The sequence below is a fragment of the Sorangium sp. So ce1153 genome (assembly GCF_051521595.1).
GTDB lineage: Bacteria > Myxococcota_A > Polyangia > Polyangiales > Polyangiaceae > Sorangium.
Map to the genome: position 1 here is coordinate 361,858 of NZ_CP150361.1, position 20,146 is coordinate 382,003.

General features: G+C 70.0%; 16 protein-coding genes. 5 read left to right on the plus strand and 11 right to left on the minus strand.

Annotated features, from left to right (window positions below; translation table 11 throughout):
* Position 1: 1 nt before the first annotated feature.
* On the plus strand, positions 2-811 hold the full coding sequence (locus tag WME85_RS01270) for an SDR family NAD(P)-dependent oxidoreductase (protein WP_437834470.1): 810 nt from the start codon (positions 2-4) through the stop codon (positions 809-811).
* A gap of 25 nt (positions 812-836) precedes the next feature.
* On the opposite strand, the gene WME85_RS01275 is transcribed toward WME85_RS01270, so the two are convergent.
* Positions 837-1,805 (minus strand): LysR family transcriptional regulator, encoded by a 969-nt coding sequence (locus WME85_RS01275; RefSeq protein ID WP_437834473.1) that lies wholly within the window; start codon positions 1,803-1,805, stop codon positions 837-839.
* Between the two features lie 503 nt (positions 1,806-2,308).
* Here WME85_RS01275 and WME85_RS01280 point away from each other — a divergent pair.
* Entirely contained in the window at positions 2,309-3,400 is a 1,092-nt protein-coding gene (locus WME85_RS01280; protein ID WP_437834476.1) for an SMP-30/gluconolactonase/LRE family protein, read from the plus strand.
* A gap of 102 nt (positions 3,401-3,502) precedes the next feature.
* Here WME85_RS01280 and WME85_RS01285 read toward each other — a convergent pair whose 3' ends face one another.
* On the minus strand, positions 3,503-4,276 hold the full coding sequence (locus WME85_RS01285; protein ID WP_437834479.1) for an SDR family NAD(P)-dependent oxidoreductase: 774 nt from the start codon (positions 4,274-4,276) through the stop codon (positions 3,503-3,505).
* A gap of 121 nt (positions 4,277-4,397) precedes the next feature.
* Here WME85_RS01285 and WME85_RS01290 point away from each other — a divergent pair, with 121 nt between their 5' ends.
* Positions 4,398-5,090 carry a TetR/AcrR family transcriptional regulator gene (locus WME85_RS01290; RefSeq protein ID WP_437834481.1) on the plus strand — a complete coding sequence of 231 codons (693 nt, stop codon included), beginning with the start codon at positions 4,398-4,400 and terminating at the stop codon, positions 5,088-5,090.
* A 114-nt stretch (positions 5,091-5,204) separates the two neighbouring features.
* Here WME85_RS01290 and WME85_RS01295 read toward each other — a convergent pair whose 3' ends face one another.
* From WME85_RS01295 to WME85_RS01320, 6 genes are all read right to left on the minus strand, one after another.
* Positions 5,205-7,487, minus strand: a complete 2,283-nt coding sequence (locus WME85_RS01295) for a substrate-binding domain-containing protein (protein ID WP_437834484.1) — start codon at positions 7,485-7,487, stop codon at positions 5,205-5,207.
* Between the two features lie 279 nt (positions 7,488-7,766).
* Positions 7,767-9,293 carry a non-reducing end alpha-L-arabinofuranosidase family hydrolase gene (locus tag WME85_RS01300; RefSeq protein ID WP_437834487.1) on the minus strand — a complete coding sequence of 509 codons (1,527 nt, stop codon included), beginning with the start codon at positions 9,291-9,293 and terminating at the stop codon, positions 7,767-7,769.
* Between the two features lie 476 nt (positions 9,294-9,769).
* Positions 9,770-10,501, minus strand: a complete 732-nt coding sequence (locus WME85_RS01305) for an SDR family oxidoreductase (protein ID WP_437834490.1) — start codon at positions 10,499-10,501, stop codon at positions 9,770-9,772.
* A gap of 158 nt (positions 10,502-10,659) precedes the next feature.
* Positions 10,660-11,271: a 30S ribosomal protein S4 gene (gene rpsD / locus WME85_RS01310; RefSeq protein ID WP_437307187.1), complete on the minus strand. Its 612-nt coding sequence runs from the start codon at positions 11,269-11,271 to the stop codon at positions 10,660-10,662.
* Positions 11,272-11,401: 130 nt separating this feature from the next.
* Positions 11,402-12,184: a class I SAM-dependent methyltransferase gene (locus tag WME85_RS01315; protein ID WP_437834492.1), complete on the minus strand. Its 783-nt coding sequence runs from the start codon at positions 12,182-12,184 to the stop codon at positions 11,402-11,404.
* 204 nt (positions 12,185-12,388) lie between these two features.
* The gene (locus WME85_RS01320; RefSeq protein WP_437834495.1) at positions 12,389-12,985 is read right to left on the minus strand and encodes a DUF4291 domain-containing protein; all 597 of its coding nucleotides are present in this window, start codon (positions 12,983-12,985) and stop codon (positions 12,389-12,391) included.
* 630 nt (positions 12,986-13,615) lie between these two features.
* Between WME85_RS01320 and WME85_RS01325 the strand changes: the two genes are divergently transcribed.
* Both WME85_RS01325 and cml read left to right on the plus strand, forming a co-directional pair.
* Positions 13,616-14,155, plus strand: a complete 540-nt coding sequence (locus WME85_RS01325) for a hypothetical protein (protein WP_437834498.1) — start codon at positions 13,616-13,618, stop codon at positions 14,153-14,155.
* Positions 14,156-14,452: 297 nt separating this feature from the next.
* Positions 14,453-15,655: a CmlA/FloR family chloramphenicol efflux MFS transporter gene (gene cml / locus WME85_RS01330; protein ID WP_437834501.1), complete on the plus strand. Its 1,203-nt coding sequence runs from the start codon at positions 14,453-14,455 to the stop codon at positions 15,653-15,655.
* Here cml and WME85_RS01335 read toward each other — a convergent pair.
* From WME85_RS01335 to WME85_RS01345, 3 genes are all read right to left on the minus strand, one after another.
* Positions 15,637-16,833, minus strand: a complete 1,197-nt coding sequence (locus WME85_RS01335; RefSeq protein WP_437834504.1) for an FAD-dependent monooxygenase — start codon at positions 16,831-16,833, stop codon at positions 15,637-15,639. The two genes, cml and WME85_RS01335, sit on opposite strands and share 19 nt — an antisense overlap.
* 138 nt (positions 16,834-16,971) lie before the next feature.
* Positions 16,972-18,336 (minus strand): DUF1552 domain-containing protein, encoded by a 1,365-nt coding sequence (locus WME85_RS01340; protein ID WP_437834506.1) that lies wholly within the window; start codon positions 18,334-18,336, stop codon positions 16,972-16,974.
* A complete protein-coding gene (locus tag WME85_RS01345; protein ID WP_437834509.1) occupies positions 18,333-20,120 on the minus strand; it encodes a DUF1592 domain-containing protein in 1,788 nt (595 codons plus the stop codon). Before WME85_RS01345 ends, WME85_RS01340 begins: the two co-directional genes overlap by 4 nt.
* Positions 20,121-20,146 lie beyond the last annotated feature (26 nt).

The following is a 20,146-nucleotide window of genomic DNA, read 5'->3' on the forward strand; positions in this document are numbered from 1 at the left end:
CATGGACGTTTTCGATTTCAGGGGCAAGACGGTGTTGGTCACGGGCGCCTCGATGGGCATCGGCGAGGCGTTCGCCCGCGAGCTGTCGCGGCGTGGGGCCACCCTGGTCCTCGTCGCTCGCGGCGAGGCGAAGCTCGCGGCGCTCGCCTCCGAGCTCGGCAACGCGCATGTCATCGCCGCAGATCTCGCCGCACCGGGCGCCGCGCAGCGCCTCTTCGACGCCGTCGCCGCGCGGGGGCTCGAGGTCGACGTCCTCGTCAACAACGCCGGCTTCGGCGTCTACGGCGCCTTCGGCGACATCTCCCTGGCGACGCAGCGCGCGCAGATCGACCTCAACGTGGGCGCGCTGGTCGAGCTGACGCACCTCTTCCTGCCCGTGCTCGAGCGGCGCCGGGGGGGCGTCATCCAGGTGGCCTCGACAGCGGCCTTCCCGCCGATCCCGTACTTCGCCGTCTACGCGGCCTCGAAGGCGTTCGTCCTCTCCTTCAGCGAGGCGCTCTGGGCCGAGTACCGCCCGCGCGGCGTGCGCGTCCTCGCCCTGTGCCCCGGCGCGACGGATACGCCGTTCTTCCAGCGCTCGGGCGAGATCCCGGGGACCAGCCGGAAGGCGCGGCCGGAAGACGTTGTGCGCCTCGGGCTCGCGGCCTTCGCCGCCGGCCGCGCCTCGGTCGTCCACGGCCCCGCGAACAACGTCGTCACGTTCCTCACCCGGTTCCTCCCCAGGGAGCTCACCGTGAAGCTGATGGCGCGCTTCGGGAAGCCAGCGGCGCCCGCGATCCCCAGCGCTGCTGGTCGTGTCGCGGGACCCTGACGCTCGGCCTTCGTCCCCAGCTCTCCTATCGCGAACGACGCGCGCCGCCCGGACGGGGCTCGCTCCTTCGCGCGGATCCCGGCGCGGCGGCCGCGCCCGGCTCGCTCCGGAGGCGCTCGACGAGGAGCTCCACGAATGCCCGCACTTTGGCCGGCTGGTGGCGGTGGTGGGGGAAGACGGCGAAGATGGAGATCTCCTGACCGACGTGGCCCTCGAGCACACGCTGGAGCCGGCCGGCCGCCAGATCTGCTGCGACGACGAAGTGCGGCAGCATCGCGAGGCCGAGCCCGTCGACGAGGGCCTGTCTGAGCACGACGACGTTATCCACGACCAGATTGCCGCTGACCGGCACCGTGAGCGTCTCCGAGCCGGACTCGAAGGCCCACTCGACCGACTGCCCTGAAAGAAGGATGCAGTTGTGCTTCGCGAGATCGTCGGGCACCTGGGGCGTGCCGCGGCGCGCGAGGTAGCCGGGCGAGGCATAGACCATCCGGCGGTAGGACCCGATCTTGCGAGCGACACGCGCCTCGTCGAGCTGCCGCGCAAAGCGCACGACGACGTCAAAGCCCCCGCTGACCACATCCACGAGGCTGTCGGAGAGCGAGAGATCGAGGCGCACCTGCGGGCAGCGCTCCGTGAACTCTCCCAGCAAGGGCGCGATCTTCACGATGCCGAACGAGACGGGCGCTGAAACGCGCAAGAGCCCCTCGGGGACCCGGCTCACGCCGTGCATCGCCGCCGCCGCCTCCTCGGTGGCCGTGAGGATACGCTCGCAGCTCTCGTAGAGCCTGCTCCCGTCCTCGGTGAGCGTGAGGCGCCGCGTCGAGCGGTGGAGCAACCGTACGCCGAGCCGCTCCTCGAGCGCGGCGAGCCGCGCGCTGACGACCGACTTCGAGAGCCCGAGCACGGTCGCCGCGCCCGTGAAGGACTTGCGCTCCACCACGCGCGCGAAGATCGCCATCGAGAGGAGGTCATCCAGGGAGGTGGTCAGCATTGTCCTCTGGGCAGAACAGTGTGATCGGCAGGGGCCTCTACTCGAAGGACGCGAGGCGCGCCATGTTCAGCCCGTTCATGGCTCGCGGCACGAGCTGCTGGCCCACGCCTGCATGAAGATCCGGTCGAGGCAGCTGCCAATGCCTACATCATCGAAGACGGCTCCGAGCTCCGGCTCGGTGGGCGCGGCGCAAGGATATCGTACGGCCGGGTTCTGAGCAACCACAGCAGCTGCGGCAGCGGTCGGTGAGGCATCGCCGACGCGCTCCGCGCGCTCTGTCGCGCTCTGTCGCGCTCTGTCGCGCTCTGTTGCGCGCTCGCGACGCCGGTCGCGGCGGCTCCGATACCGGCGTCACCGGCCCGGAGAAGCCCGCCGGACGCGGGGCCCGCCCGTGCGTGGGCTCTCCTCTTCGCGGCATGCTCGCGCGGACATGAACTCTCTCCATCCGCCGAGGCGCGACAGCCGCCTCTGCAGAACATCCCTGTCTGACACAAGGAGATCTCATGAAAACGACTGTGGCACTCTCTCGCTCGATCCTCCTGATGGCGCTGGGGCTCACCGCCTCCCTCGCCGCTTGCGGGAGCGACGGCACCACGAACATCGGCGGCGGGGGCAGCGACGGCAGCAGCACCACCAGCACCGCCAGCAGCACCGCCAGCGCTGAGCCAGAGCTGAGCTTCCTCGCCGAGTTCAGCGAAGAGCAGGTCCAGCTCCCTGAGGGGCTCTGGGTCACCGCCGACAGCAAGACGGCCTTCGTGGGCCATGCCCTGACCGGCCAGATCGTCACCGTCAAGCTCACCGACAACACTGTGGATGACTTCGCCACCGTGCCGGCCCCTCCCCCGAACAAGGGCTTCGTCACCGGCATCACGCAGTCCGCCGCGGGCGATCTCTACGTGGGCGCCGCCACGCTCGACCCGGCCGCGTACAAGCCTGGCATCTACAAGGTCCCGGCCACGGGGGGTCCGGTGACCACGTTGTTCGCCAGCGATGCCACCATGAACGTCCCCAATGGGCTCGTCTTCGACAAGGAGGGCAACCTCTTCGTCACGGACTCCGCCCTGGGAGCGATCTTCAAGATCAGCCCGGATGGGGCGACGGTGACCAACTGGATCACCGATCCCCTGCTCCAGGGCGACGTTTCCCCGACGAACCCCTGCAAGACGGTCCTCGGCGTCCCGCTCGGCGCCAACGGCCTCGCGCTCTCGGGCAACGCCTTTTACGTCGCCAACACGGACAAGGCCGCGCTCATCAAGATCCCCATCGAGGCGGACGGGACCCCGGGCGCCGCGGTCGAGCTCTCCACGTCAGACCCGGCGACATGCCTGCCGCTGAAGGGCGCCGACGGCATCACCGCTGACGCGGATGGGAGCATCCTCGTCGCGGGCAACGCGGGCAACGCGCTCGTCCGCGTCGGGACCGAGGGGAACGCGACCGTGCTCGTCAAGGACGGGCCGCTCGACGGGCCAGCGAGCGTCGCGCTCGCGACGTTGGGCTCGAAGAAGTACGCGCTCGTCACCAACTTCGGGCTCGTGACGCTGCTCGCCATGAAGACCCCTCGTACGGGCCTGCTCTCCTACGGCCCGCTCGAGTGAGCGCCGGCCCGACGCGAAGCCGCTGAGCGTCGCTGTCATGTGCGTCGTCGCGCCCGGCCATGCAGCCGGTATGCGCTGATTCAGCGCCGCGCGCCTGTCCCCTCATCCCATCGGCCGGCCGCCGCTCGCGCGGATGATCTCCCCGGTGACCGCGGTGTTCGCCGCCGAGCACAGGAACACGATGGTCGGCGCCACCTCCTCGGCCCGCAGTAGCCGCCCCACGGGATACGCCTTCCCGCGCTGCGCCATCACCTCCGGCGATATCACCGCGCTCATCTTGTCGGTCACGGTCAAGCCCGGGACCACCACGTTGGTCAAGATCCCGTGCGGCCCGAGCTCGCGCGCGAGCACCGCCGTGAGCCCGTGGAGGGCCGACTTGGCGGCGGCGTAGGGCCCGGTGCCCACCACGCCGTCGAGCGCCACGCCCGAGGAGACGTTGACGATCCGGCCCCAGCCGCGGTCGCGCATCGAGGGCACCGCGGCCTGGATCGCGGCGAAGGCGCCGTCGATGTTGTCGTGGAGGGTGCCCCGCCACTCGGCGAGCGGGATGTCCTCGAAGCGCGGCGCTTCCCAGGGCAGGCGCTCGCTCCAGCGGACCGCGTTGTTGACGAGGACATCGAGCTGCCCGAAGCGCGCCTGGGTGGCCGCCACAGCCGCCTTGATCGACTCGAGCGATCCGAGGTCGAGCTCCAGCGCGAGCGCCTCGCCGCCCTGCCGCTCGATCTCCCGGACGACCTCCGCGGCCTTCTCACGCTCGCTCCGGTAGGTGAGCGCCACGCGGGCCCCCTCGGCCGCGAGCTGCAACGCCACCTCCCTGCCGATCCCCTGCGAGCCGCCGGTCACCAGCGCGGCCCTCTTCTCCAGTCCCAGCTTCATGCGACACCTCGCTTTCGAGTGGAAGGTAGCCGGAGTGGAAGGACCTTCCAACAATAAATTGGAAGAATCTTCCATTTTGACCCGCTGGTCAGCGGCGCGCCGCTGGGGTAGGGGAGGGGCCATGGCCGTGGCTCGACAGAGCGGCGTGGCCCGCCGGGAGGCGCTGCTGGACGCGGCGCTCCGCTGCTTCGAGCAGCGGGGCCTCTTGCGCACGGGCATCGAGGACGTCCGCAAGGAGGCGGGGGCGAGCCCTTCGAGCGTGTACCACCTGTTCGAGGATTTCCCGGCGCTGGTGGCGGCGCTGCTCGGGCGGACCTTCGAGCGGCTGGTCGGGTACGTGACCGCGCGCGTGCTCGCCGCCAGGACGGCGCGCACGGCGGTGCGGGCGCTGGTGGAGGCGCACCTGACCTGGGTGTTCGAGCACGAGGCCGAGGCGCGCTTCATGTACCAGGCCCTCGCGCTGGAGCTGGACGGGCGCCACCGCGCCGCGCTCCGGGACGAAAAGGCGCGGCTCAAGGCGGAGGCGACGGCGCACCTGACGGAGCTCGGCGTCTTCTCCGGGGTGCGCTCGTCCGAGGTGGTGCTCGACGTGGTGCTGCTCGGCCCGGCGCACCAGGCCTGCCGTCTGTACCTGTCCGCGCCCGGCGCCGTGGACCCCGCGTGGATGAAGGCGACCCTGCCCGACCTCGCGTGCGGAGCGCTGGCCACGGTCGAGCCTGCGGCCCGGGCGGCGCGGGCGGGCAAGGGCGCGGGCGCCGCGCAGCCGGTTCAGGAGCCCGGCGGGAGAAGAAAGAGCAAGCCGGTTCGCGGATGACACACGGGTGAATCGCGGCGCGGCTCGCCGCAGCGCAGACCCAGGCCGCGGGCGTCATCCGAGCCGCGGTGTCGCCTCATGACAGGAACGATGTTCGTGGATGAACGCCGGCGATCAGGCGGTGCGCGCCGAGCCGCGCTTCGCGCCTGCCCGGCGGAGGCCTCCTGTCGTCAGCTCGTGAAGGGCTCCCGCCAGCGACGAGTACGTGGACAGCGCGCCGAGCTCCACGCCCACGAGGCTCATGGCGATCTCGGGGCGCACGCCGACGAGGATGACGCGCGCGCCCAGCAGCGCGACAGCGCGGCTCGTCTGGCCCAGCGCGTGGGCGACCTGGGCGTCCACGGCCGGCACGCCGGTGATGTCGAGCAGAACGAAGCGCGCCGCGTGCCGGCCCACCCCCTCGGTCACGGCCGTGAGCACCTGCAGGGCGCGGCCGCTGTCGATCGCGCCGATCAGCGGCACGAGGAGCACGCCGGCGAGGAGCGGGATGAGCGGACAGCCGAGCTCGCGCACCGTATCGGAGAGCGTGCGCTCGATGGCGTAGGCGTCCTGCAGCTCCGCGTGCTTCGCCGAGAGCGACTGGACCAGCTCGTTGCGCTCGAGCGCCGCGGCGAGCAGCGACGCCCAGACCCCGACCGTGCCCTCGTCGCGGGTCAGCTCGCGGAGGGTCGGCCCGATGAGCGCCAGCACCCCCCAGTCGCGCTGGGCGGTGCGGATCGGCAGGAGGAGCATCATGTGCGCGCCGCTCTCGGCCGAGGGCGGCAGCAGCTCCGCAGGCGGAAACGCCTCCTGCCGATGGCGGCTGCCGACCTGGGGCGTCGCGCTGCCATCGCGGCTGTACGCGCCGGCGACGACGAGCGTCGTCGCGTCCTCCCGGAGCGCCAGGCAGCCCCAGATCGCGGAGGTCTTCGCGAGCCATGAGAGCGAGAGGGACTCCTGCTGAGAGCCGCTGAGCAGCGCGAGGCCCACCTCGTAATTGGACCTCACGAGATACCCGAGCTGCGCCACCGAGTCCGCCTCGACGTTGAGCCGGGCCCGAGCGAGCGAGAGGCGCGCGCTGTCCAGGAACGCCTCGACCCGCTGCGCGGACGCCGCGTCTCCACCCAGCCGCTCGTGGGACCGGCGGAGCAGGCGGACGATCGCCATCAACGTGCCCATGTCGGGCGCGATGCCGACGGCCTGCTGGTAAGCGCGCTCGAGCTCCTTCGCCGGAGGGGGCGAGGCGCCCTCGATCGCCGCCGAGTACCCTTCGAGCACCACGGAGACCCCTGGCCATACAGCGGCTGGCGATGCGCTGGGCGCGAGGGGCTGGGGCGCGAGCAGCAGCTCGACCATCCGCCGGTCCAGGTCGCCGCCGGCGTCCTTCCCGGGCGCCGCGTCCTGGTCGAGGATGCTCTGGATCACGTCGCACCCGCACGAGGTACGCTGGATCAGGGTGTTCTGCGTGAGCACGAGCTCGGGCAGGGCGGTCTCGCCGGCGAGCATCGAGAGGATGAGATCGCACGCGGCGCTCCCCATCATCTCGAACCGCTGGCGTACGGTGGTGAGCGGCGGGTCGGCTCCTTGCGCCTCCGGCACATCGTCGAACCCGACGATCGCCATGTCCTCGGGGATCCGGACGCCCGCCGCCCTCAACAAGGGCATCATCGCGAGCGCGTTCTTGTCCGTCCCGAAGACCGCCGCCGTGCACGCATGTCGCTGCGCGAGGAGCTGCGGAGCGGCCTTCTCGCCTCCGGTATACCAGCTGTCGTCGGTCCGGATGACCAGCTCGGGATCGAGCGGTATCCCGGCCTCGGCGAGCGTGTCTCTGTAGCCTTCGAAGCGCTCGCGCAGATCGGACTCATGGAAGCAGCCGACGAACGCGATGCGCCGGTGCCCGTGCTCGATCAGATGGCGCACCGCGCGCCGGATGCCGCTGCGGTTGTCGGGGATGACCGACGGGCAGCCGCCCTCGTGGGCGTCGGTGCCGACGACGACGAGCGGGACCCGCGCGCGAGCGAGCTGCTCGATGCCTTGCACCGCGATCACGAGGATCCACCCATCCACCTGTTCTCTGGCGAGCGAGGGGGCCTGGAGCGACGCGGGGGTGCCGCGCATCACGAGCGTCCGACAACCGTGCTGCTGCGCTGTATCGTGGATACCCTTCAGGACCGGGTTCCAGAACGAGCCGTCAAGATAGGGGGTGATGACGCCCACGGTATATGCACGGGGCGTTCCATGGGCGCCTGCTCCGCGGAGGGATGGGGTCGCGAGGCGGCTCGCATCGCGCGTCGATCCGCCGGCATTTTCTTCCGTGGCCTGTTGTCCGTCCGCGCCATCATCTTGTAACGAGCCGCTCGCCTTGCCGCCCCATTGCTCCGGCAACTCGATTTCGCTGTTCCGGCTACCGCGAACCATCGCCCGGCTCTCCCTGCTCCCCCGTCCCTCGGCTGCGCTACCTCGCGCACTTGTACCATGAGCCGGACGTATTCTCCTCGGGGCGATGTCGTCGCCGCCGAGGTCTGGTCCAGGGTGGCGCGCCGCCTCACGGAGCTGCCCCCCCGGGCAGCGGTACGCCGTGGAGATGATTGCCAGGAGTTCACGTTGGAGAGGTACGACTCGCCGCCGGCGAAGGCGCAGTTGAACACGGCCGTCGGGGGGCCGACGCCGGCTCCTTCGTGTACGAGCAGGGCTCGCTCAGGGCACCGCCGTGAGCACCCCGAGGCTGTACTCGTTCAAGTCGTAGGTGCTCCCGGCCCGGGTCCGGCCCTGGAAGAGGTATCGCATGTTGCAGGTGTCGATCGTCATGGTCTCGTCCGGGTTGTCGCGGAGCATCTCGCCGTGGCTGATCCCGTCGTTCGACCAGCCGGCGCCCGTGACGTTGCTCTTCGACGCAAAGGGGTTGGCCTGCGTGGCCGCGAGCGGCGTCCAGGCGCCGTCGAGCCTGTCCGCCGTCCAGGAACGGAAGTACCGGCCATCACCGATGGCCTCGTGGATCAGCAGGTACTTGTCGGTGCCCTTCATCTTGTAGACGTTGGCGGCCTCGAACAACGCGAACCTGCTGTCGCTCAGGGCGATGACCGGCGTACCGAAGCCGTTCGGGAAGCTCGACTTGCTGGTCTTGCTCCGATAGAGGTGCCCGTTGTCGTCCGAGAAGAAGAGGTAGCAGCTCGCGTCGTCGCAGATCACCCAGAAGTCGATCCACGTGCCTGAGCCCTTGTTCGCGGTGACGATCGCGGGCTCGCTCGAGAAGAATCGCCGGGGTGCGGACCAGGACCTGACGTCGCTCGGATTCGTGCTGGTCGAGTAGGCAGGGGGCTGTGTTTGATAGACGAGGTACCACAGCCGCTGCGGCGCGAAATAGAAGAGCTGCGGGGCACACTTGTAGCCGGTCAGGTTGGGGTTCGTGCTCAAGCTCGTCTTCGCGGCCGCCCCGGCCTGGTTCCAGTCGGTGAAGTTCAGATACGTCATGTTGTAGCCGCCGGCGTACTGCGTCGCGTACACGTGCCACTTGCCGTCATGGAAGAGGACGGTCGGGTCCTTGATCGACGCGGCGCCGCTCGGCGGTGTGATCAGCGGGGGCGACGATGTCCACTCGAAGCTCGTGGGCACACCGCAGCCAGAGCCCGTGCTGCCCCCAGCGCCGCCGCCGCCCCCAGCGCCGGTGCTCGTGGAGCTGCCCGACCCAGCGCCGCCGCCGCCCGTGCCAGCGGCGCCGCCCGACCCGGCGCCGCTGCTCGCCGAGGAGCTCGCGGACGAGCTCGAGCTGCTGCTCGAGGAGGCGCCCGCGCTGGCGCCCGAGCCTCCGCTGCCGCTGACCGATACGATCGCAGGCCTCCCGGCGCCGCTCGCGCAGAACCCCCACGTCGTCGAGGCGCCCGGGTCCAGCGTTCCGTTGTAGGCCTCAGGAACGGCGTTCAGCTGCCCGCTCGACGCGGTGACGCGCGCGTTCCAAGCGCTGTTCAGCGTCGAGCCGTTGAGCCCGACGACCACCCCCCAGGAGGTGGTCCGGCCAGTGCTCGTGTTCTTCACCGTGACGTTCGCGCAGTACCCGCTCCCCCACTGGGATTCCAGCGCGACCTCCGCCGATATCGCGCCGTCCGGGCTGCTCAACGCGGAGCCCAGGGAGTCGCCGTCTTCGCCGTCAGAAAGCCCGGCGCTGCAGGCGAGCAGACAGCACGCGACAGAGGCGGAGCTGAAGCCAAGCAGACGTGTGATGCGCATCGAGGTTCTCCATGGCCGGAACGGCCGACCTGCAAGTTTCGCCCGCGAGCAGCCGCCGCGCGATGACCGCGTCGATGACCCCACGTGGCATGAGTCACACCGCAGCCAGCGCGCGGGGACAAAGTGGAAGAATGCTCCCTGGGGTCCAATGTGATCGTTCACATTCCCTGAGTCAACTTCAATCCATCGCGCCGCGGCCACCCCCAGTCCTCTGCTCCGGACCGATACAGTCGTGCGCCAAAATTCACACATCGTGGAGGTGAGAATGCGTATGAAAGTCAGCGAGCGCTCCTGACCTCGGCTCTCGTGCCGGGCCCGGGGCGGCGCTCGATGAGCTCCCCGCGTCCACGAGTGCGCTGGAGATGAACCGCCTCGCCGCCGCCGAGGTCAGGTCCAGGGGTCTTCGGAGTCAGCCGTCGCCGCGAGCAAGCGTACGGACTCGTGAGCGGCTGTCCGCGTAAGGCGCCGCCCGACCGTCAGTCCGCTCCGTTGAGCTGCTTGAACATCTCGTTTGCTTCGGCCCGCGATGCCTGGCTGGCCTTCGCCGAGAACTGGTAGGTGACCTCGAGCCGGCCTTCGCCGAGCTGCTGCATGACGGAGTCGGCGTACTCGTCCGTCGGCACGCCGAAGTCGTGCGCCCCGCCCAGGTTCGAGCGGACGGCCGGCGGGATGATCTCGACGACGGTCACCGGCGTCTTGCGGAGCTGATGCCGCAGGGACAGCGTGAACGAGTGCAGCGCTGCCTTCGTCGCCGAGTACACGGGCACCGCCGTGAGCGGGACGAACGCGAGGCCCGAGCTGACGTTGATGAGCACAGGCCGCGCCTGCTTGAGCAGGTGGGGCACGAGCAGGGACGCCATGTGGATCGGCCCTTCGAGGTTGATGGCGATCTCCTGGCGCGTGTCGTCCCACGGCTCGCTGCGCAGGAGATCGACCTTCCGCTGGATCCCGGCGTTGTTGATGACGACGTTGAGGCCGGGGAACCGCTGCGTGAGCTCGGCCACGAGCTGGGCGCGGTCCGCCGCGCTGCCGCTGTCGCTCACGTGGGTGATGACGGCCGGGAAGCGACGCCGGACGTCCTCGAGGAGGCCCTCGCGCCGGCCAGTGATGATCACCTGGTTGCCGGCCGCGAGGAAGCGCTCCGTCAGCGCCAGCCCGATGCCCGAAGATCCTCCCGTGATCAGGACCGTGTTCCCGGAGAGCTGCATTGCCTCGACTCCTCTGCGCCTGCGCGCGCCTCGCCTTGCTTTTCCCTGCTCGCGACCGCAACCATCGAGCCGATGGGTACGATGCACCTCACGCCGCGAGGGGCGCGGTCACGGAAGATGCCTATCAGGGGCTGCCGGGAAAGTCCACGCGTGATCCGTCACAGCCGCTGCGAGTAGTACTCGATGATGAGCTGAACCTCGATCGGGAACGGGATGCTCGTCTCGTCCGGAAGGCTGGCCACGCGCACCTGCCGGGCGTCCTTGTCGACGGCGAGCCACGCCGGGGCTTCCAGGTCCGCTCTGGCGAGGCCGGCGACGACGGTCTGGTGGTCACGGCGCTGCTCGCGCACGCTCACCGTCTCTCCGGCGCTGACGCGGTAAGAGGGGATGTCGACGCGCTTTCCGTCGATGAGCACGTGCCCGTGCGTCACCAGCTGCCGCGCGCCCGGGATGGTGCGCGCGAAGCCCGCTCGGAAGATGACGTTGTCGAGCCGGCGCTCGAGCAGCTCGATGAGCTTCGTCCCGGCGGCCAGCTTGCTCCGGCGCGCCTCGAGCATGAGCGTCCGAAGCTGCGTGTCGGTGAGGCCGTAATTGAGCCGGACCTTCTGCTTCTCGCGGAGCCGCAGGGCGTACTCGCTGAGCTTCTTGCGGGCCTGGCCGTGCTGCCCGGGGGGGTAGGGCCGGCGCTCGGTCTTCTTCGCCGACAGCCCGGGGAGCTCGACCCCGAGCGCGCGCATGACCTTGACGCGAGGTCCGGTGTAACGGCTCATGTCCAGGCCTCCCGGCGCGTGCGCGCGGCGCGATCCTGGAGCGCGGCGCCCTCCGGCGCCGGTGCGTCGACGGTTTCGTGAAGGTTCATCGATGTCCTTTGTCTTCTTTCCTGGTCCTGTTCTCGAGGGCTCACACGCGCCGGAGGTGGCGGAGGATCGGGAGCTGCGATCTGCGAAGCAAACGCGCGAGCGCGTTCGTGGCCCGCACACGGGCGCCGAGCGGCTCGGGGTAGTCGGTCTCGTCGAGGACGCGTAGCCACGGGAACGACTCGACGCCGCCGCCGCTCCGGTGGAGCTCCACGTGCCGCGCGCCCCTCGCCGTGGCGGCGCGGAGGTGGAGAGACGGCGTCGCGTCGAGCAGGAGCTCCACGTCTGTCGCGAGGCGCAGCGAGGCCTCCGTCAAGAAGGCGGAGATGCGCTCGGGGCCGAGCTGGGAGAAGAGGCCGAGGCCGAGGATCAACGTGGGCAAGCCCTGCGCCCCGGAGAGCTGATCGATCCAGTGGTCGCAGCCGGGGGACGCGGCGGCCAGCGCGTACCGCGGCGTCCGCGGGGCGCGCCGGAGCTTCCATGCGATCACGCGGGGGACGTCGATGTCGATCCAGTGGAGCAGGCCATTGTCGACGCGCGAGAAGCGAGTGCACGGCCCGGAGAAGAGCCCGATGGCCAGCCCGTCCGGGTGACGGCGGAAGAAGTCGCGCACGACGTCGTCCACGAGCCGCGTGCGGGCCGCGAGCGGGCGGAGCTCCTGCTCCGTGAAGCCCGCGCGCCCGAGGTCGAGCACGCGGGCGAGGTGGCGCGCTTCGTCGTCGTGGAAACCGAGGTCCGGAAGCGCGTCGGACGCATAGGCGCACGCGGCGACACCCGCGAGCTCGCGTCGAGCAAACGAGGGGGCGGTCTCGATGTTGAAAGTCATTTTCATTTTCATGACAGATCGATCCGCCCTGTGTCAAGCCGAATCGGTGACAGGCCGCTGCGCGCGCGCTTATCCGGCGCCCCGTGAGCTCCGAGGCGCGGAGGCCGCGCCGCGCTGGAAGGTAGGGGTCAGGCGACGGTCAGGCGGCGCGAGGCGAGGCCGCGCCCGCGTCGGCTGCATTGCCCTGCTGGGCGGCGTATCCCCTCAAGGGTCGATGAGCAGCCGCCTGGCGACTGGTTCGTCAACGGCGTAGGGCCTCTCGCGCGGCAGCAACTTCGCCGCGCTGTCCGCGTGGCCGGCCTGCACCTGCTGGTACATCTTCCGGACCAGGGGAGTTCGATCCTCGATGGCCACGACCCAGCTCTCCGCGTACTCGCGGATGAGATCGCGGCCGATGCCGACCTGGATGCTGTAGTAAGGCAGCGGGCCGCCCCGGAGGTTGCGCTCCGTGTCCCATTGAATGTGCACCTTGGCTTCGGCGAACGCTTTGCTCCACTCGTGCGGCGAGCGAAACACCGCCGCCTCCGGCGAGGTGAGGACGGCGAGGGAGAGCGCCCTCTCCCAGCCTGTTCGCCGGATGCGGACGGCGAGGATCCGCTCCTGCCCGGCCTTTCGCCCCCAGTTGCTGCGGTGCATGAGCCAGAGGAACGACGGCTTGATCCAGGTCATGCGACCGAACGAAAACGGGGCGACAAAGCGCTGGGCAGCGAGCGCGGGCTCGGCGATCGCCGGCGCATAGGCCTGGTAAATGACGATGGTCTCCGCGTCGTGGTCCGCTCGGATCTCGTGGAGCTTCGGCATGCGGTACACTCTTCGCGATCGCTGTGATCTGGCAGGAGACTACCCCACGGGGCCGTCAATCGCGACGGACCTCCGCGCGGGCGAGACCGAGCTCTCCTTCGCTCATCGAGTCGAGTCCGTCATTCCCGGCGAGCGCAGGCTGGGCGGGGCCCATCACGGCGGGATCCATGCGACCGAGCACGGCTGTCGCGACCGGCACCCGCAGCGGCGACCAGGCAGGCGGCACCATCTGCAAGAGCCCATCGCGAGCTCAGCCGCCGGCATCACCGCCGGAACGTCCGACCCTTGAGACCGCCATGGAGAGCAAGTTCTCCACGCGGCGAATCGGAATGGCACAGGTTTGCGACGTGCTAGGACCAGTTCTCCTGTACAAAGACCTTGCCGGCGGACCCTGCTGGCGTGTTGTGTGGGCGCTCACTGCGGTGTGCTGGTGGCCATGTGGCCGACGCCACCGACAAGAGGTGCAGGTGCGCACGCGGCAGATACCATCCTGCAAAGTTCTGGTGTAGGTAGACGCCCGGCGCCACGGGGTGGTGCCAGAGCGTGATGAAGACGCTCCGCGGGAGCGGCGGCGTTCGCCGTCTCGTTCGAGTCGGAGCAGCGTAACCGTTCATGTCAGGAGCAATCTCGATGAAGATCCTCAGCTTTGCAGCGATTCTGGTCACCGTGTGCGCGGCGGCGGCCTGTTCGGATGACGACAGCACGGGGGGTGAGGGCGGGGCGGGCGGTGGGGGCGGCGCGTCCAGCTCCAGCACCGTCACGGTGTCGAGCTCGACCGGCACGACGGCGGGCACGGGCGGCAGCGGCGGCGAGGGCGGCAGCGGCGGCGAGGGCGGCAGCGGCGGCGAGGGCGGCGGCGTCGACTGCCAGACGCAGTGCTTCGACGACAATCAGCAGGGGGCCCTGGAGTTCCTCCAGCTGACCGTCGATGCTTGCGGCTGTGCGGAGGGCGCCACGTGTCTCAGCTCCTGCGACACGGAGGATCCCGAGACCGACGTCTGCGGCGACGATGGAACCGGCGACCTCCTGGCTGCCCAGGGGAACGAGGCGTGCGTGGACTGCATGGCGGAGCTCCCGGACGAAGACCCCTGCGTCGCGGTGGTCGACGAGGGATGCACCGCGAGCGAGGGGTGCACCGCGTTCGCCGACTGCGTGGCCGCCTGCCCGTGAGACGGTGAAGGCGGTCTCGCCGACGGCTGCGCCGCCCCCGCGCAGCCTGGATCACCGGGGAGCGGCCGGGCGTCGAGGCTTCGTGGTCCTCGACGAGCTGCTCGATCACCGTTATCCTCTCACCGCCTGCAACGAGGGCACGCCCCGGGTGTAAGGATGGATACCGCCGCGTCAGACAAGTGAGCCGCAGCAACTCCTGAATTCGTTGCTGCGGCTATCTGCTCTCGATCGCTCGACGAGTGCCGTCCTGGAGGCAGATCGCCGCCGAATGTCCACCATTTGCGCGGGTGTATCGTCGTGCCTCGAACCATTTCAACAACCTGGAGTTTCTCGCTTTCTGCAGCGCTGCTGCTGATGGCCCCCTTCGACCTCCTGGCCTCGCTGGCCATGGATGTCTACCTGCCGGTGGTGCCGCTCATGCCAGGCATCCTCGGCACGTCGCCGGCGGTCGTTCAGCTGACGTTGAGCCTCTACATGGTCGTCCTCGGCGCGGGACAGCTCGTGTTCGGGCCCATCTCGGACAGGGTCGGTCGGCGGCCGGTCCTGCTCGGCGGTGCGGCCTTGTTCGCCGCCGCGTCGTATCTGCTCGCGGGCGCCGGCTCCGCCGCGGTGTTCGTCGTTCTTCGCGTCATCCAGGCGCTGGGCGCGGCCGCGGCGCTCGTCGCGACCTTCGCGACGGTGCGGGACGTCTATGCGGAGCGCGCCGAGGGGGCGCTGATCTACAGCCTGTTCGGCTCGATGCTGGCGTTCGTGCCCGCGCTGGGGCCCCTGCTCGGCGCGCTGCTCGCGGATCACCTCGGCTGGCGCGCGATCTTCATCGCGCTCGGCGTCGCCGCCACCGCGGCTCTGCTGAACGCGGCCCCGAGGTGGCACGAGACCCGGCCCGTGAACGCGTCGGCGCCGCGCGCGGCGTTCGGTCGGATCCTCGCCGACGGCTCGTTCTGGACCTACACGCTCGGCTTCAGCGCGGCGATGGGCGCGTTCTTCGTCTTCTTCTCGACGGCGTCGCGCGTCTTGATCGATCGGGCAGGCTTCTCGCAGCTCGCCTTCAGCCTCCTCTTTGGCACGGTCGCCCTCGTCATGATCGCGACGACCCGGTTCGCGAAGCGGTTCGTGGCGCGATGGGGAAGGGCCGGGAGCCTCGTCCGCGGGATGGGGATGCTGCTCCTGGGAGCTGCGCTGCTGGTCGCGGGGCAGGTGATGGCCGCTCCGTCGTTCTGGACGTTCATCCCGCCCATGTGGATCATCGCGATCGGCATCGTGTTCGCGAGCTCGGTGACGGCGAACGGCGCGCTCCAGCGCTTCGGCCACGTCGCCGGCACCGCGACCGCGCTCTACTACTGCATCGAGAGCCTCGTCGTGGGGATCGTCGGGACGACGCTCGTCGTCCTGTTGCCCGGGGATACGGCATGGCCGCTGGCGGCCTATTGCACGCTCATGGCCGTCGTCGTGCTGGGCTTCGTCGGGCGGGACCGCTGCTCTCAGCCTCCGTCAGCGTAATCGGGGAGCTCGATCTTGTCGGCCGCCGAGGAGCCGCCCCAGCCCTCGCGGGGCCGCACCAGGGGGCTGAACGCGAGCCGGAGCACCCCGTGGAGGATCGAAATGCCGAGCCTCGACTTCGGGTGCGCGACCCAGGGGACGCCTGGCGGGAGCTTCTGGGCCCGGTCGACATAGGGGCGCAGGAGCTTCTCATAGGCGGCGAAGGCGTCTCGATGGTCGGCGTGCCGTGACAGCTCTCCCGCGAGCACGTAAGCGCCGACGAGAGACAGGCTCGCGCCCATTCCGCTGACCGGCGACGGACAGTACGCAGCGTCCCCCACGAGCGCGGCGCGGCCGTGTGACCAGCGCGGCGCCATGACCTGGCTCACCGCGTCGAAATAGACGTCCTCGGCGTCGGCCAGCGCCGCGAGCACCCGCGGCGTCTCCCAGCCGGCGCCGGCATAGACCCTCACGAGGAGCGCCTTCTGCTCGGCGGAGCTCAACCGCTCGTGGCCGCGCGTGGGCGACAGGAACCACAGCGACGCCCGGGTGGTACCCACGTTGTCTGGGCGCAGGAGTATCGACCGGCTGCCGGGGGCGTTGTACCAGCGAGCCCAGGCGCTGTCGGAGGGGCCGCGGGGGATCGTGAAGTAGCTGGCATAGAGGTCGAGCGGGCGAATCCTGGGCTCATCGCCGACGATGAGCGCACGGGTTCGTGAGCGGATGCCGTCGGCGGCGACCACGAGGTCGAAATCGCGGTCGGCGCCGTGCTCGAAGGAGACCGTCACCCGGTCGCCGTGGTCCCGGAGGCCCGTGATCTGGTCACCAAAAATATACTCCGTCGCGCCCCGGGTGTGGTCGTAGAGGATCCTGGCGAGGTCACCGCGGAGGATCTCGAGCTCCTTCGTGAACGAGCCGTTGTCCGAGCTCCCCGCGGGGAGCTCGGCCCTGGTCACGTCGTGCTCGTCGACGAAGCGGAGCCCCCGCTCCCCCGTCGCGGCGGCCCGGATCTCGTCTTCGATCCCCATGCGGCGCACGACCTCCCGCGCCGCGCCCTGGACGTCGATGTTCTGCCCGCCGAGCCGGAGCGCGCCGGCACGCTCCACGACGACGGGGCGGAATCCGTGGCGCGCCAGCCAGAAGGCGAGGGCGGGACCGGCGATGCTGGCGCCCGAGATCAAGACAGTCCTGTGTTCCACCGACGATCAGCTCCTGTCGCTCGCTCTCCGGGCGGGGTCCCCCGCGACGCTCCTGGCCTCTCGCTCGCGCCCCGCACGGTGCTGCATGGTGTGAGCGGTGGAGAGTACGAGGAATTCCGGCGGCGTGAACCCCCTTGCTCAGGTGAGCGGCAGGGCGCCCCCGGTGTTCAGGACGTCCTCGCCGAAGCTCGTCATGTCGTCGAAGCCCATGTAGTGGAAGCAGCTCACGAGCATGTCGGCGAAGGAGCGCCTGTGATCGAAGTCGACCAGCCTCCCGCGCCGGAAGTAGTCGTGCGCCTTGCCCGCGAACACGACCAGGGCGTCCTCGATGCTGTGGGTGTCGCCCTGCCCGAGCTCGTTCCAGTGCACGACGAGCGTGTGATCCCAGAGCGTGCCGTCGCCGTCGCTCGTGTTCTTCAAGATCTCGTAGAGCTTGGTGTTCTGCTGCCAGAGGTGCTTGTTGATCTTGCGGATGTCCGCGAACGCGGCATCGTCGCTGTTGTGCGAGATATCGTGGTGCCCCTCGCTGAGGCCCAGGCTCGAGTAGACGCGGCCGCTGGTGTTGCCGCTCCAGTTGAAGTTCACCACGCGCGTCAGATCGCAGGCGAACGCCAGGGCGCTGATCTTGAAGAACAGCTCGCCCATGATCACGTGGTTGTCGTCGTCGTAGGGGTCGAGCCGCTCGCCGAGCGGGGTCTGCACGCACGCGGCCGAGCCGTTGCCGGTCTGGAGCGCGCGCTCGACGTCCCGGATCGACTCGAGGTGCTGCTGGACCTTGGCGCGGTCCTCGGCGCCGAGCCGGGTGAGGAGGGAGCTGCCCTCCTCGCGCACCAGATCGAGCGCCGACTGCCTCTTCGCCAGGCGCCTCAGCACCTCTCGCTGCGCGGCCGCGTCGTCGGGCGTGAAGGCGAAGATGCGGGCGTAGGCCGCGTACGGGTCGGTCTCCGGCGGGATCGGGTTCTGCTGGCCCGCTGGCCCCGCGTGGGCGTGCGTGTTCCAGATGTCGTTCCACTTGTCCCCGACCCGGAACACGAGGTGCCGGTGCGCGACGCTCTCGTCGGCTTCCAGCACGCGACCGCCGATCGCGTGGTCGGCGCTCGGCCCCTCCACGTAACCGATGGTGTTCTCGGCGCCGCCGATCGGGAACGACCCGGTGCCTGACTTCCACGGCGCGAGCGAGCTGCCGCCCTGCTGGTGGTTGTCGGCCCGCGCGTCCTCCGGCAGGTCGTAGAAGCGCTTGTGCAGGTTGTTGAGGAAGACGAGATCCTCGCGGTAGGGCTCGAGCGGGGCGAGGAACTCGCCGAGCTGAAAGCTCGTCTCACCGCTGGCGCTGAAGCGCTTCGCCGTCTCGTCGCCGTTCGCCTGGAAGACGAACATGATCCGGCGCGGGGAGGGCGGCGTCTGGGCTCGCGCGCGGCTCGTCCGCATGGCATCGAGGAACGGGAGCGCGAGCGCAACTCCGGACGCGCCACGCAGGAAAGTACGGCGGCTCAGCGGTTTCATGGTTTCTCCGGGGTGATCACGGGGCGGTAGCGGAAGGCGTCTGTCTGCGTGAGCGCGACGACGAGCTCGGACAGGCTGTAGCCGCTCTCCTTGAAAGCGACCGAGAGCGCCGCCATCGAGCAGCGATCGGCGTCGGTCCTGTCTCGGCCGTAGAAGAAGCGGAAGTTTTGCAGCACGTAGCAGGCGCGCGCCTCCTCGCTCTCGGCGAGGCGCTGGCCCAGCTCGGCGGCGTTCGCCACGGGGCCGTCGATGTCGCGCGTGTGCGAGATGCTGCTGGAGGTGTCGACCGGCCTGCCGTCCTCGTCCTCGGTGCGGGAGCGGCCCACGGCGTCGAACGACTCGAACACGACGCCGATGGGATCCATCAGCTGGTGGCACCCGGCGCAGCTCGCCTCGGTGCGGTGGCGCTCGAGGCGCTCGCGCTGCGAGAGCCCGTCTCCCAGGCCCTCGAGATCGAGCTGCACGTTGTTGGGGGGAGCGGGCACGAGCCCGCACAGGAGATCGGTGCGCACCTTGAGGCCGCGCCGGACGATCGAGGTGCGCGTCGCCTTGTCGCGCGTGAGCAGCATGCCCTGGGTCAGCACGCCCGAGCGGCCTGGCATGTCGACCCTGACGAAGTCGTCGCCGCTCACCCCGGCCACGCCGTAGTGCCGCGCGAGCGCGCCGTTCACGAAGCTGTAGTCGGCGGTGAGGAGCTCGCCGAACGAGCCGCTCGGGCTCGCGAACAAGCTCTTCACGAACGTGTGCGTCTCCTCCTGCAGCAGGCCGGGCAGGCCGGACACCACGTCTTGATACACGGCCGGATCGCGGGTCATGTTGCTCAAGAGGTCGGTGTCGAGCCACTGGTCGAAGTACTCGAACAGGCGATCGGCCCTGGGATCGGCCAGCATGCGCCGCACCTGGGCCTCGATCTGCTCCGGCGTGCCGAGCTCGTCCGCGGCCGCGGCGCGGGTGAGCTCCTCGTCCGGCTGCGACTGCCAGAGCAGGTACGAGAGCCGCGAGGCCATCTCGTACGGCGTGGGCTCGGTGACGTCCCCCGCGCTCTCCTGGCCGAGCTCGACGCGGTAGAGCACGTTCGGCGACTGCAGCATGCTGAAGACGACCCACTCGATGCCGTCCTCGAAGGTGTACCCGTCCGAGCCTGCGGTGAAGCGCTCCTCGTAGCTCGCTACCTCGGCTTCGGTGAGCGGTCGCCGGTACGCCCTGGCGCCGAAGGTGCGGATGAAGTCGCGCGCGCACTCGAGCTCACCGAGCGCCGCCGGATCGCAGGAGACCAGGCCCGGAGCGCGGGCCGCGACGGCGGCGATCTGCTCGGCGGCGTCGAGGTACTTCTGCGCGACGAGCGGGCCGACGGTCAAGAAGCTCGCGTTGTTGTGGAAGCCGAGCGACTCGGGCTCGTTCGGGAACGTGGCGACCGCCGTGTCGATGGTGGAGGCCACGCCCGCGACGCCGGAGAAGAGATCTTTCAGCGTGTTGGTATATTCGTAGTTGCTGAGACGGCGGAGCGGCGCCGAGCCGGGCTGCGGCGTCTGGCAGAAGGCGGAGTCCAGCACGTCCTCCGGGGGCTGCCCGCTCTCAGCCCCGTCCCCGCCGCTGCTCCCGGGGCCCACGCCGGGCTCCGTGGATTGGCCGGGCCCGCCGATCTGGCCGTTGCAAGCCGCGGCGAGCGCGAGCAAGAGCGGCGCAGCGTACCTGAGCTGTGAGCCGGGGCGCCCGAAGGGCCAGCGATGCGTGTGTTGCTCGGGGTTCACCGTCTCCTCCACGCCGCGCCCGAAGAAAGGCACGAGCTGGTGCGAGCGCCGACCACATG